The organism is Flavivirga eckloniae (assembly GCF_002886045.1).
GTDB classification, from domain to species: Bacteria; Bacteroidota; Bacteroidia; order Flavobacteriales; family Flavobacteriaceae; genus Flavivirga; species Flavivirga eckloniae.
Map to the genome: position 1 here is coordinate 5,198,385 of NZ_CP025791.1, position 13,870 is coordinate 5,212,254.

Sequence of the window (13,870 nt, forward strand, 5' to 3'; positions counted from 1 at the left end):
TAAAATAAACTAAAAAGTTACTGCCTGCATTGGTTATTTTTTTTGATAAACTCAACGTTAATTCTTTAAAAAGGGTGAGTTTAAGTTGTAAAAGCATGCTACTAGTACTGAATTTATTTCGGTACTTGGGTAGACCCTTGATCAGCTTGTTAACCCTAAACTTGTTTTTAAGGAGTTTATACAAAACTTTATACCGGTGTAGGCTTTTTTATATATACTAACTAACTAAAAACGATGGATAACTCAATTATATATGCTGTAGGTGGGGTTGTTTTAGGACTCATTATAGGTTTTATTATAACAAAGCGGATTGAAAAGAATAATGCTTCTAAACTTATAAAAGAAGCGAAAAAAAATGCCAATTTAATACTAAAAGAAGCTAAAAGTGAGGGGGAAAGGCTAAAAAAAGATAAAATTCTTCAAGCTAAGGAAAAATTTATAGAGCTTAAATCTGAGCATGAAAAAGTAATCTTATCGAGAGATAAGAAAATGGCAGAAGCCGAAAAACGTACCCGTGATAAAGAATCGCAAATCTCTAACGAACTTTCTAAGAACAAAAAACTTAACGATAGTTTAGAGGGTAAGATTAAGGACTATGATCATAGACTCGATGTACTGGATAAGAGACAAGAGGAGATCGATAAACTTCATAAAAATCAGGTACAACAATTAGAGGTTATTTCCAGTCTTTCTGCAGAAGAAGCCAAAGAACAATTAGTAGAATCTTTAAAAGGAGAAGCTAAAAATGATGCAATGGCTTATATTCAAAGCTCGTTGGAAGAAGCCAAGTTAACCGCAGAACAAGAAGCCAAAAAGGTTATTATTAATACGATACAGCGTATCGGCACAGAAGAAGCTGTGGATAACTGTGTGTCTGTATTTAATATAGAATCGGACGATGTAAAAGGACGTATTATTGGTAGAGAAGGTAGAAACATTCGAGCTATCGAAGCGGCTACTGGAGTTGAAATTATTGTAGACGATACACCAGAAGCTATTATACTATCTTGTTTTGATTCTGTAAGAAGGGAAATTGCTCGTTTATCATTGCATAAATTGGTAACCGACGGTAGAATTCACCCAGCGCGTATTGAAGAGATTGTAAAGAAAACCAAGAAACAAATTGAGCAAGAGATTATTGAAGTTGGAAAACGTACAGTAATCGATCTTGGAATACATAATTTAAACCCGGAGCTTATTAAGATGGTAGGGCGTATGAAGTATCGTTCTTCTTACGGACAAAACCTATTACAACACTCACGTGAAGTAGCTAAGCTTTGTGGTGTTATGGCTGCGGAATTAGGTCTTAACCCAAAACTGGCAAAACGTGCTGGTTTATTGCATGATATTGGTAAGGTGCCGGATGCAGAAGCAGATATGGAAACACCTCACGCTATATTGGGGATGCAGTGGGCTGAAAAATATGGAGAAAAGAGAGATGTATGTAATGCTATAGGAGCGCATCACGATGAAATAGAAATGAAATCGTTATTAGCACCAATTATACAGGTTTGTGATGCCATTTCGGGAGCACGACCAGGAGCACGTCGCCAAGTTTTAGACAGTTATATACAACGTTTAAAGGATTTAGAGGATATTGCTTTTGGATTTACAGGTGTTAAGAAAGCCTATGCGATTCAAGCAGGTAGAGAACTAAGGGTTATTGTTGAAAGTGAAAAGGTAGATGATCAAAAAGCAGCAGATCTGTCGTTCAGCATTTCTCAAAAGGTACAAACAGATATGACTTATCCAGGTCAGGTTAAAGTTACTGTAATTAGAGAAACCAGAGCGGTTAATATCGCTAAATAGATATATTATATACAAGTAAAAAAATCCAGCTTTCGCTGGATTTTTTTATTTTTACTAATATCTAAACTTTTTATTTTTTTAGCGATTGTCTTCTAGGGTGAAACTCTTCAACTACATTGGTTAAATGGCTTTTGTCCAAGTGCACATAAATTTCGGTAGTAGTTATACTTTCATGACCAAGCATTAACTGTATAGACCTAAGATCTGCTTTATTCTCCAACAAATGCGTGGCAAACGAATGTCTAAACGTATGCGGGGAGATGTTCTTTTTAAGTCCGATTTTTTCAGCCAATTGCTTTATAATAGTAAAAATCATGGCTCTGGTAAGTTGTTTGCCTCTTCGGTTTAAAAAGAGTGTGTCTTCAAAGCCAGCCTGAATATTTAAATGATTACGGATTTCATTTCTATAAATATTGATATACTTTTGGGTAACATCTATAATTGGAACAAAGCGTTGCTTATCTCCTTTACCCGTTACCCTAATAAAACCCTCGTTAAAAAATAAATCTGATATTTTTAAATTAATGAGCTCGCTAACCCGTAACCCACACCCGTAGAGTGTTTCAAGAATCGCTCGATTACGTTCTCCTTCTGGCTTACTTAAGTCGATAGCATTTATAATGTCGTTAATTTCGTTTTCACTTAAGGTATCGGGTAGTTTTCTACCAATTTTTGGAGATTCAATAAGCTCTAAAGGGTTAGAGGTCATATAATCTTCAAATACCAAGTAGCTAAAAAAACTGCGTAATCCAGAAATAATGCGCGATTGAGAACGGGCATTTACACTTTTAGAAATACTATATATAAACCCTTGAATTATTTCTGTAGTAATTGTAGTTGGAGCTTCATCAATATTATGGCTCTCCAAGTAAACCATTAGCTTTTTAACATCGCGGGAATAATTTTCAATAGAGTTTTCAGACAAGCCGCGCTCTATCTTTAAGTATAGTTGATAATCTTTAAGTGCGTTTTGCCATTTCATGTTATGTAAAAATAGCGCAAATCTTTGGATTTTTTACAGCTAAAAGGTAAATGATGGCATTCAATATTTTTTGATTTCTTAGTGGTTTGATAATCAGTATGTTTTTGTGTTAAAATATTGATAATTAGATTTTAAGAATAATTTTCTGACTATAAATGGATATTTCTTCCTCATTCCTCAACTTAAAACATCGACAAAGTGCGTTTTTGTTCGTTTAAAAACGATGTTTTGTTTGATTCTTTTTTGATCTTAAAAAAATTAGGTTTTATTTGTTACAATCAAAAATTAAAAACAAATCTATTTTGAAAAAATTACTACTATGTGCTACTATTGCAGTATTTGTCCTTTCAAGTGCTAATGCTCAAGAGGTTAATTTTGGTGTTAAAGCGGGTGCGGACTTTGCTTCATCTAAAGTTAAAAGACCACTATTTGATGTTAGTTTTACGGGAACAGGATTCTACATAGGTGGTTTTGCAAACATTGGACTTTCTGATGCATTATCTTTTCAACCAGAAGTGCTTTATGTATCTGTTTCAACCGGTGGCAATACAGGTCTTGATTTTGATGAAATTCATATCCCGCTTATGGGTAAATTTGCAGTTTCTGAGAAGTTTGCTGTACTAGCCGGGCCAGCTCTGGGTATTTTGCTTGATGCAGGTGAGGGAACGAAGTCTTTTAATTATGGTATAGAAGCTGGTGCAGCTTTTAATATAACCTATAATTTCTTTGTAGAAGCCAGATATAACATAGGTTTAGCCAATTTATCTGATAATGTGCCAGGCATTAATTCATCTAAAATTAGTGGTTTTTTTACAGGCGTGGGATATAGATTTTAGATACAACTACATTTATAAATTTATTATGGGAGGCAATTGTTTTCCTTTTTTGGTGTTAATAAGGATGTATAAAAAATTAGAAATGATACAATATTTAAAAGTTTCTACTTTTTATATTGCTTTACTTTAATACACTTGTGTTTATTATAAACTTTAAATCTACTATGAAAAGAATATTATTATATACAGCTATTGCGGTATTTGGATTATCGACTATGAATGCTCAAGAATTGGGATATGGCGGTAAAGCGGGTGCAGCTTTTGCCACATTAAAAATTAAAAATCAATCGTACAGTATAACAAATTCTGAAACAGGGTTTTATATAGGTGGGTTTGCAGATATTGGAATTTCTGACGATTTTGGTTTTCAACCTGAAGTTCTATATATCGCAGTTGAAGGGTTAAATCAAGTAAGCATACCTATTATGGCAAAATATAAACCATCTGAAGAGCTTAGTATTCTTGCAGGGCCTAGTGTAGGTTACTTACTAGATGTTGATGAAGGGTTTGAGTCTGTTAATTATGGAATAGAAATAGGTGCTGCTTATAATATAGTTATTAATAGGTATATAAAAGGGTTAATTGTTGAAGCCAGGTATAATTTTGGTTTAGCTAACTTACTTGAAAATACATCCAGCGGGTTAACAAGAAAACTCAAAGGGTTTTTTATTGGTCTGGCATATAAAATTTAAACACTACAGTATATAGTGAAAAAGTAAGGAGCTTGTTGCAAGCTCCTTTTTTTATGCTCAATTTTTTAATACTTTTATCCCATGAAAAAATTAATAATTATTAATGGTCCTAATTTGAATTTATTGGGAAAAAGAGAACCTACTATTTATGGAAGCTTGACGTTTACTGAGTTTTTTGAAGCGTTAAAGCAAAAACATACTAATGTAGAGATTGATTATTTTCAATCTAATATTGAAGGTGAGCTTATTGATAAAATGCATGAAGTAGGTTTTAGCTACGATGGTATTATTTTAAATGCAGCTGCTTATACACATACTTCTGTGGGTATTGGAGATGCTGTTAAAGCCATAGAAACACCTGTAATAGAGGTGCATATTTCAAATACGTTTGGTAGAGAAGAATTTCGTCATCAATCTTATATTTCTCCTAATGCTGCTGGAGTTATTCTGGGGTTTGGTTTGAAGAGTTATGATTTGGCGATAAAGAGTTTTTTAGATTAGAGTCTAGAATATATTATATAGTATAAATATAAAAGTTCCGATTTCTCGGAACTTTTTTAGTCTAGAGTCTATGCTCTATATTCTATTATGTTTTATCAAAAGACTATAAGTGTATCACTTCATCATAAGCATCTGCTACAGCTTCCATTACAGCCTCACTCATTGTTGGGTGTGGGTGCACAGCTTTTAATACCTCATGTCCGGTAGTTTCTAGTTTTCTACCTAAAACAGCTTCGGCAATCATATCGGTAACACCAGCACCAATCATGTGGCAGCCTAACCATTCACCATATTTAGCATCAAAAATTACTTTTACAAAACCATCAGGTGTTCCAGCAGCTTTAGCTTTTCCAGAAACAGAGAACGGGAATTTACCAACTTTAATATCTAAGCCTTTTTCTTTAGCTTGTTTTTCGGTTAAACCTACACTGGCTACTTCTGGCGAACAGTATGTACAGCCAGGAATGTTTCCATAATCTAAAGCCTCAACATGCATACCTGCTAATTTTTCCACACATAGTATACCTTCTGCAGAAGCAACATGGGCTAACGCTTGTCCAGGAGTAACATCACCAATAGCATAATAACCCGGAATATTGGTTTGGTAAAAATCGTTAACAATAATCTTGTCTCTATCTACAACAATACCAACATCTTCTAAACCTATATTCTCAATATTAGTTTTTATACCAACGGCAGATAAAATAATATCTGCTTCAAGAACTTCTTCTCCCTTTTTTGTTTTTACAGTTGCTTTTACGCCTTTTCCAGAAGTGTCCACAGAGGTCACTTCGGCAGAAGTCATAATATTCATACCGCTTTTCTTAAAAGAACGTGCTAATTGTTTAGAAACCTCTTCATCTTCTACAGGAACAATATTAGGTAAGTATTCAACAATAGTTACTTCGGTTCCCATTGAGTTATAAAAATAGGCAAACTCAACACCTATAGCACCAGAACCAACAACAATCATTTTCTTAGGCTGTTTTGGTAAAACCATAGCTTCTCTATACCCAATAACCTTTTTCCCGTCTTGCGGTAAACTTGGTAGTTCTCGAGATCGAGCTCCTGTTGCAATAATTATATTGTCTGCACTATATTCAGTTCCATCAACATCCACCTTTTTACCAGGTTTAAGTTTTCCAAAACCATCAATAACGTCAATTTTGTTTTTCTTCATTAAAAACTGAATGCCTTTACTCATGCCTTCAGCAACACCACGGCTACGTTTTACTACAGCATCAAAATCTTTATCGAAATCTTTAACCGATAACCCGTAATCTTCTGCATGTTTAAGATATTCAAATACCTGGGCAGATTTTAATAATGCTTTAGTTGGGATACAACCCCAGTTTAAACATATACCGCCAAGGTTCTCTTTTTCAATAATAGCAGTTTTAAAACCTAATTGTGATGCTCTAATAGCGGCAACATAACCACCAGGACCACTTCCAAGGACAATAATATCGTATTTACTCATGTGTTAAATTTTAGGGTACGAATTTACGAAATCGAATTTGAATAAAGAATTTAGAAGGCTTTAAATTTATATCTTTAATGCTACCTTTGCACCGCAGGTATTTGTATATGAAATAAGTACAACAATAGTCTGTAAATTTTATGCGAATCACATAAAATCTATTAAAAAAATAAGAAACTGTTAATGAACATATCAAGAACAAGTTTTCCTAGAATTGTTATTATAGGTGGAGGTTTTGCGGGGGTTGCTTTAGCAAAAAAGTTATCTAAACAAGATCTTCAAGTTGTTTTATTAGATAAGAATAACTACCATACATTTCAACCATTATTATATCAAGTGTCAACGGGTGGACTAGAGCCAGATTCTATTGCTTATCCTATTAGAAAGATATTGAAAGACTTTCCTAATTTCCATTTTAGGTTAGCAAATGTTGAGGAAATCGATACCGAAAAAAACAAAGTGGTTACTAATATAGGTAAGCTTAAATTCGATTATTTGGTAGTGGCTTCGGGTTCTACAACCAATTATTTTGGGAACAGCGATATAGAAAAATATAGTATGGCCATGAAAACCATACCGCAGTCTCTTAATTTAAGAAGTTTGATACTGGAGAATTTTGAGGATGCTTTGTTGACTTCGGATTTAAACGAACGTAATGCGCTCATGAATTTTGTGATTGTTGGAGGAGGACCAACAGGGGTAGAGTTGGCTGGTGCTTTGGCGGAAATTAAAAAGGGGATTTTACCAAAAGATTATCCGGATTTGGATACGCGCATGGCTCAAATACATGTGATACAATCTGGGGATTGCATTTTAAAGGGGATGAGTGCTAAAGCATCGGAAAAGGCAGAAGACTTTTTGGAACGATTAGGTGTGCATGTTTGGAAGAATGTTAGGGTAACTAATTACGACGGAAAAACCGTAACAACCAACACCGATTTAACTTTTGAAACGGCTACTTTAATTTGGGCAGCCGGAGTAAAGGGAGCTGTTGTAAAGGGACTTGATGGCGAAGAATTTGTAACAAGAGGCCAAAGGCTTTTGGTAAATGAGTTTAGTCAGGTAAAAGGGTTTAAGCATATTTTTGCAATAGGAGATGTGGCATGTATGGTAAGCGATGAATACCCTAAAGGGTTGCCTATGATGGCACAACCAGCCATTCAACAAGGTGATCAATTAGGCGATAATATTTTAAAATTAATTGAAGAACACCCCATGAAACCTTTCCGTTATAAGGATAAAGGTGCTATGGCAACCATAGGAAGAAATAAAGCGGTAGTCGATTTAAAACGGTACAAATTTCAAGGCGTTTTTGCCTGGTACGTTTGGATGTTTGTTCACCTGTTTTTTCTAATAGGCTTTAGAAATAGGATGGTTGTTTTTATAAATTGGGTATATAATTATGTGAGATTCGACCGGGAAGCTCGTTTAATTATTAGGCCTTTCAAAAAGAAAAGTAATATCTAGTTTTATTGTTTGAGACGCAAAAGCCGCAAAGCTGTTTTTGCAACTAAATAGGTGTTATAGTGATCTGGTTTTATTGGAATTTAGAAAACCCATAAATCATCTGTAAAGTGTCGTCTGCCTTTTTCTTTGCTGAATTTTTCGGCATTATACTTAGAAGAGTTGCCTTTTGGAATTGATAGCGATTGCCAGTTTTTACCTTTTACTAATTTTCCAAGAAAAACAATTTGTCCGATGTGATAGGAGTAATGTGCTAGTTGTCTGTTAATGGCTTCGGTAACTGTATGTCCTTGATTTCTAATGTAAATAATACGTTCTAAATCGGTTTCTGTTAGGGGGGTAATAGCCTCGAATAAACAATTCCAACCTTTGTTCCAATCATTAACAAGGTCATCTTTGGAAGCATATGTATCTTGAAATTCCAAATCGCGATGACGTGATTCTTTCTCACCATCTTCAGTTAAGAAATTAGTCCACCTGCTTAGCATATTGCCGACAATATGTTTAGTAATAATGGAAATAGAATTAGAATCTTCTTCGAATTCTTTTTGGAGTTCTTCTAAGTTAAGTGTTTCAAAAGTTTTATCGCCTAAACTTTTATAATATTCAAACTGTTTAATAATACTCGGTAGGTAAGATGTTTTCATTCCTCAAAAATAAAATGCTGAATCATAAATACCAAATTCCAAGCTCACGATTAGGAATTCTACAATCACAACTTTTGAATATGGAGCTTAGGAATTTGGAATTTACTTTTTAGATTTTGAAATTATTTTTTAGGAATAAACTTTAAGGCTACTCCGTTAATACAATGACGTTTTCCTGTTGTTTCCCTAGGACCGTCGTTAAAAACATGTCCAAGATGTCCACCACAAGTAGCACAATGTTCTTCATCTCTTGAATATCCTAATTTATTATCGGAACCATAGGCTACGTTGTCTTTAATTTCTCTGTCGAAACTAGGCCAACCTGAACCGGAATCGAATTTATGTTCGCTTTTAAATAAAGGTGTATCGCATCCGGCGCATACATAAGTGCCTTCTTTGTAATTTTTATTTAGAGGGCTAGAAAACGGGCGTTCGGTTCCGGCTTCCCTTAAAACATAATATGCTTTTTTAGATAGCTGCGCTTTCCATTCGGCTTCAGTTTTAGAAACTTTATAAACTTTCTGTTCAGCTTTTTGGGCATTATTGTTGTTGCAACTAAATAGTGCTATAGTTAAGCATAATAAAACTAGTTTTTTCATGTTATTGGAGTTCTTATTTAAACTTGTTTCTTATTATGTCGTATCTATTAAGAATACATGACATAATTGATTTAAAATTTTTTAATTCTAATTTTGTGACCAATAAAAAAATATAGTGTCTAAATTATTACAACACAAATTTTGTACTTTTATAGAATATTGTAAATCCCTTATATAATGAAATTTAAAAAATTGCTTTTAATAGTCGGTATAGTCATGTTTGTACTATCATGTGCTACCAATCCATTTACAGGAAAAAATACCTTAGCTCTGGTGCCAAATTCTCAATTGTTTCCAACAGCTTTTGCTCAATATGATCAGTTTTTAACGGAGAATAAAGTGATTAAAGGCACTAAAGATGCTGAAATGATAAAAAGAGTAGGGCAGCGTATTGCTGTTGCTGCAGAACGTTGGTTAAATTCTAATGGCAATCAGGGGTATTTAACTGACTATAAATGGGAGTATAATCTGGTTGATGATAAAACGGTAAATGCCTGGTGTATGCCGGGAGGTAAAATCGTTTTTTACACAGGTATTTTACCCATTGCAAAAGGAGAAACGGGAGTAGCGGCTATTATGGGACATGAGGTAGCACACGCATTGGCAAATCATGGGCAACAGCGCATGAGTGCTGCTTATTTACAACAAGGTCTGGCTGTTGCTGGAAATATTGCTATTAAAGATGAAAAATCCAGAAATGCATTTAATCAATATTATGGTGTTGGAACACAAGTAGGAGTCATGCTACCTTTTAGTAGGAGCCATGAAACCGAAGCAGATGTGATAGGTGTATATTTAATGGCTATTGCTGGTTACAATCCAGATGAAGCTTCGGAATTGTGGAAGCGTATGAAGGCTAACAGTGGCGGAAAAGCACCACCAGAAATTTTAAGCACGCACCCTTCTAATGATTCTCGTATTGCGAATCTTAAAAGGTTAGCTCCAGAAGCCAAGGCAGAAGCTAAAAAGTTTGGAGTTACCAAATTTAAATAATAATAATTTCGATTTGTAATGAGTTAGTAATCATTTCAATTGATTATTTACTATTTGTTATTACAGATTTCTTAACATAGAAATAAAAATATTTAACTACTTTAGTGAGCTGCTCATAATAGGGCAGCTTTTTTATTTAAAATAAGACTGTTTGAAAAGTGTCATTTAGAACACTTGTCTGTCGGATGGGCAAGTAGAGAAAGACAGGGAATATCTTTAAGGTTAGCACTTGTTTGTTAGTGTTTTTAGATTTTTCGCTTGCTTCGATTACGCTCAGTACTGGACGCTCTGAACGACAATTCGAGAATTTTTCAGGTAGCCTCGTTTTAAATCCCAATAGAGATTGGGATCTCACGATTTAATGGTTAAATATTTATATGGAACAACTTAAAAAAGGGAGTAAAAAACTTCTAAACGCTTGGGCTTTTTACGATTGGGCAAATTCGGTTTATACATTAACAATAGCCTCTTCGATATTCCCTATATTTTACTCAGCATTATTTCTTTCTGAAATAAAAACAGTTTCAGCCTTTGGGTTTGAATTTAAGAGTACCGCATTAATCACTTTTGTTACCGCCTTCACCTTTTTAGTAGTCGCTTTTTTGTCTCCAATATTATCTGGAATTGCCGATTATGTTGGAAATAAAAAGAGTTTTTTAAAGTTTTTCTGTTATATCGGTGGTTTTGGATGTATAGGACTGTATTGGTTTAATTTAGACCAGATTCACTTAAGTTTATTATTCTACTTTATGGGATTAATAGGCTATTGGGGAAGTTTGGTTTTTTATAATTCATATTTACCAGATATAGCGTTTCCGGAACAGCAGGATAGAATAAGTGCTAAAGGGTTTTCATTAGGCTACATTGGAAGCGTCATTTTATTAATTGTTAATTTGGCAATGGTAATGAGTCAAGATAATGGAGCAGACAAAATGCTAATGATGAGATACTCTTTCTTAACTGTTGGCCTTTGGTGGATTTTGTTTAGTCAATATTCATTTTATTATTTGCCTAAAGGAACCTCTTCTGGCCAAAAAGTAACCAGAGCCGTTGTTTTTAATGGTTTGAAAGAATTGAGACAGGTATGGAAACAGTTAAAACAAGATTTAAGGTTAAAACGTTATTTATATGCCTTTTTTGTTTTTAGTATGGCGGTGCAAACTATAATGTTGGTAGCTGTTTATTTTGGTGAAGAAGAAATTGCATGGGGAGGCGACGATAACAAGACCACAGGTTTAATCGTTAGTATTTTAGTCATTCAATTGGTCGCTGTAGTAGGAGCTGTATTAACCTCGAGAGCATCATCTAAATATGGAAATATTAAAACGTTAATTGGTATTAATTTTATCTGGATGGGATTATGTTTTTATGCCTTTTTTATGGAAACACCTTTTCAGTTTTACATAGCAGCCTCTGTTGTTGGTTTGGTTATGGGGGGAATACAATCTTTGGCGCGATCAACCTATTCTAAATTTTTACCGGAAACAGAAGATACTACGTCCTTTTTTAGCTTTTATGATGTGGCCGAAAAAATAGGAATTGTAATTGGTATGGGGATTTTTGCAACCATAGATCAATTTACAGGAAGTATGAGAAATGCCATTTTGTTTTTATTTGTATTCTTTTTAGCAGGAATAGTTTTGTTATTTAGAGTTCCCAAGCTGTCTGAAAACAAATAATTTAATTATTCATCAAATTACGTATAAATTAAAGAGGCTGAATTCTTTGGATTTTAACTTAGAATTCAGCCTCTTATTTTGATTGATGATTGTATTGATTGATGAATTTATTTTTAATTAACTTGAGTTTAAAAGCAGTTTAATTTTAACGATAAATACACTAAAAATGTTACTTGTCACCTTGAGCGCAGTCGAAAGGTCATTAAAACCTATAATTTTAAATAGGTTTCGACTGCGCTCAACCCGACACTTAAATTAAATCACTGGCATTCAGTATAATAATATTATGGTTACGTCGAACTCACGTTAATTAGAAGAAATATCTCCAGAACCAGAAACTCTGGCATCAACTATAGGGTCTCCTTTATAAGTGATATCTCCCGATCCTGCAACTCTAGCTTTTAAGTTCTTATTGGTAAAAACTTTAGCGTCTCCAGATCCAGCAACAGAAACATCTGTGTTGTTTGTCTGTAAGCCAAAGCCATGAAAATCACCCGACCCAGCCACTTTGGCTTCTAAATTATTGGTGTCTCCTTTTAGTGTAACATCTCCTGAGCCTGCTATAGCTGCTTTTGTTGAGGATGCTTTTATATTGAGAACCACATCGCCAGAGCCAGCTAAAGCAATATCAAGGTTGGTTGCAGTTATTATATCTTCATTCCATAAATCGCCTGAACCAGCAAGGGAGACTGTGCTAATATCCTCGAATGGAATCGTGATTTTTATGGTTTTAAATTTACTAGGACTAATATTAGCTCCTTTTCTTTTTTTTATAATCAGTTTATTGTCTTTAACCTCTGTAATGATATGCTCTAATAAGTTTTCTTCCCCTTCAATTTTAATGTTTCCTTCTGTGCCTTTTACTAAAATAAAATCCATGAAGCCAGAACATTTTACGCCATCATATTCCGAGGTTGTTCGGGTTATGGTTTTCATATTACCGTTTCCTTTTACCTTCCCCCATTGGGCATACGATGTAGAGGCTAAGAGTAGGGAAGCTATAATTAAGACTGTTTGTTTTTTGATTGATGTTTTCATATGATTACTATTTATTATTGATGAATTTAGTTTTTATAAAGTGACACACTGCCGTATTCGGATTCTATGTTGATAGTATTTCCGGAGTCTTTACTACCATGGTGACCTATAAAAATCTTGTCTATAGATTTTATGATTTTTTTTGTGAATTCCAGCCCTTCCTCTTTAAGTGAACCATATTGTAGATCGATATTAAAATTGAAATTATATGCTGGTACGTAACCTATTTTTATGCCTACATAATCAGATTTAATGTTAACATTTCCGGCATTTTCGGTTAATCGATTTATTTTTATAGAACCGTAATCTGCTCTAAGAGATACGTTTTTATAAACGTCTCCTATAATAGTTGTTAAGTAGTCGCCATTTCCAGTAATATTATTGGCTTTTTCAATTTTCATACTACCGTAATCGCAATTATAATTAACATCTTCGGCTATTTCTACTTTAGAGTTTGAGTAGTCGGCATTAATATTTAGGTTGTTCGTTTTTGAAACTGTGAAACCACTATAATCGGCGTTTATTTTTCCGCTTTTTATATAATCAAAATAACAGTTTTTTGTATAATCGAAATTTATAATATTGTTATCGCCCATTAACTCTTTAGTAGTAATTTTACCATAATCACAATTTATTTTAGCGTGTCCCTTTAGTTTGTCCACATTAATGCTTCCATAGTCATTACTTAAATCGATAGCACTGGTAACGGGGATTTTAACAATGTAGTTGATTTTCCTGCTGACTCTATCGTTTTTTTTCCAGTTCCACCAAGAGCTGTTTCTACTGTCTTCGAATTGTGTTTTTGCAGAAACATAATCTGTAGATGCGTCAAACTTAATTGTTATGTCATCTAGTTTTTGCTTAACTTTTTCTTCGTCATTACCTGTAGTTGTAATGGTTATTTCAAAAACCATTCTGTTTTCGTCCCAGGTAACAATATCGATGTTTCCGTAGCTATTATCTACGTTAAGTGTAGCTTTTGCAGAAACAGAGAATTCCTTATTAATTACTTTCTTTTTTGTGTACTTGCCTTTAGGGTTTGTTTCTGTTGCAGTGGCAAAAAGAGGTATGGTTAGGAATAGAATTAATATTTTAAATTGTAATGTTCGTTTCATGAGATTGATTTTTAATTATTTCTAAAAGGGTCGTA

At 33.9% G+C, this 13,870-nt stretch carries 13 protein-coding genes and 1 other RNA gene; 8 read left to right on the forward strand and 6 right to left on the reverse strand.

Annotated features, from left to right (window positions below):
- Positions 1–49: 49 nt before the first annotated feature.
- Both ssrS and rny read left to right on the forward strand, forming a co-directional pair.
- A non-coding RNA gene (gene ssrS / locus C1H87_RS21505) (6S RNA) lies at positions 50–178 on the forward strand.
- 56 nt (positions 179–234) lie between these two features.
- Positions 235–1,809 (forward strand): ribonuclease Y, encoded by a 1,575-nt coding sequence (gene rny, locus C1H87_RS21510; RefSeq protein WP_102757792.1) that lies wholly within the window; start codon positions 235–237, stop codon positions 1,807–1,809.
- Between the two features lie 70 nt (positions 1,810–1,879).
- Here the strand turns inward: rny and xerD are convergent, their stop codons facing one another.
- Complete coding sequence (xerD, locus tag C1H87_RS21515; RefSeq protein WP_102757793.1) at positions 1,880–2,791, reverse strand: site-specific tyrosine recombinase XerD; 912 nt, start codon at positions 2,789–2,791, stop codon at positions 1,880–1,882.
- 302 nt (positions 2,792–3,093) lie between these two features.
- Between xerD and C1H87_RS21520 the strand changes: the two genes are divergently transcribed.
- The 3 genes from C1H87_RS21520 to aroQ all read left to right on the forward strand — a co-directional run bounded on the left by C1H87_RS21520 (position 3,094) and on the right by aroQ (position 4,820).
- Complete coding sequence (locus C1H87_RS21520; RefSeq protein WP_158655316.1) at positions 3,094–3,627, forward strand: outer membrane beta-barrel protein; 534 nt, start codon at positions 3,094–3,096, stop codon at positions 3,625–3,627.
- 164 nt (positions 3,628–3,791) lie between these two features.
- On the forward strand, positions 3,792–4,319 hold the full coding sequence (locus C1H87_RS21525; protein ID WP_102757795.1) for a porin family protein: 528 nt from the start codon (positions 3,792–3,794) through the stop codon (positions 4,317–4,319).
- An 81-nt stretch (positions 4,320–4,400) separates the two neighbouring features.
- Positions 4,401–4,820: a type II 3-dehydroquinate dehydratase gene (aroQ, locus tag C1H87_RS21530; protein ID WP_102757796.1), complete on the forward strand. Its 420-nt coding sequence runs from the start codon at positions 4,401–4,403 to the stop codon at positions 4,818–4,820.
- Between the two features lie 103 nt (positions 4,821–4,923).
- Here the strand turns inward: aroQ and lpdA are convergent, their stop codons facing one another.
- Entirely contained in the window at positions 4,924–6,300 is a 1,377-nt protein-coding gene (lpdA, locus tag C1H87_RS21535; RefSeq protein ID WP_102757797.1) for a dihydrolipoyl dehydrogenase, read from the reverse strand.
- 183 nt (positions 6,301–6,483) lie between these two features.
- Between lpdA and C1H87_RS21540 the strand changes: the two genes are divergently transcribed.
- The gene (locus tag C1H87_RS21540; RefSeq protein WP_102757798.1) at positions 6,484–7,767 is read left to right on the forward strand and encodes an NAD(P)/FAD-dependent oxidoreductase; all 1,284 of its coding nucleotides are present in this window, start codon (positions 6,484–6,486) and stop codon (positions 7,765–7,767) included.
- A gap of 80 nt (positions 7,768–7,847) precedes the next feature.
- Here the strand turns inward: C1H87_RS21540 and C1H87_RS21545 are convergent, their stop codons facing one another.
- Positions 7,848–8,411: a DUF1572 family protein gene (locus tag C1H87_RS21545; RefSeq protein WP_102757799.1), complete on the reverse strand. Its 564-nt coding sequence runs from the start codon at positions 8,409–8,411 to the stop codon at positions 7,848–7,850.
- A gap of 122 nt (positions 8,412–8,533) precedes the next feature.
- Positions 8,534–9,010: a peptide-methionine (R)-S-oxide reductase MsrB gene (gene msrB, locus C1H87_RS21550; RefSeq protein WP_102757800.1), complete on the reverse strand. Its 477-nt coding sequence runs from the start codon at positions 9,008–9,010 to the stop codon at positions 8,534–8,536.
- Between the two features lie 177 nt (positions 9,011–9,187).
- Between msrB and C1H87_RS21555 the strand changes: the two genes are divergently transcribed.
- Together C1H87_RS21555 and C1H87_RS21560 are read left to right on the forward strand one after the other, a co-directional pair.
- Entirely contained in the window at positions 9,188–10,003 is an 816-nt protein-coding gene (locus C1H87_RS21555) for a M48 family metallopeptidase (protein WP_102757801.1), read from the forward strand.
- 377 nt (positions 10,004–10,380) lie between these two features.
- The gene (locus C1H87_RS21560; protein ID WP_102757802.1) at positions 10,381–11,682 is read left to right on the forward strand and encodes an MFS transporter; all 1,302 of its coding nucleotides are present in this window, start codon (positions 10,381–10,383) and stop codon (positions 11,680–11,682) included.
- Between the two features lie 306 nt (positions 11,683–11,988).
- Here the strand turns inward: C1H87_RS21560 and C1H87_RS21565 are convergent, their stop codons facing one another.
- Together C1H87_RS21565 and C1H87_RS21570 are read right to left on the reverse strand one after the other, a co-directional pair.
- A complete protein-coding gene (locus C1H87_RS21565) occupies positions 11,989–12,720 on the reverse strand; it encodes a head GIN domain-containing protein (RefSeq protein WP_102757803.1) in 732 nt (243 codons plus the stop codon).
- 26 nt (positions 12,721–12,746) lie between these two features.
- Positions 12,747–13,835, reverse strand: coding sequence for a hypothetical protein (locus C1H87_RS21570; protein ID WP_102757804.1), 1,089 nt, complete (start codon positions 13,833–13,835; stop codon positions 12,747–12,749).
- Positions 13,836–13,870 lie beyond the last annotated feature (35 nt).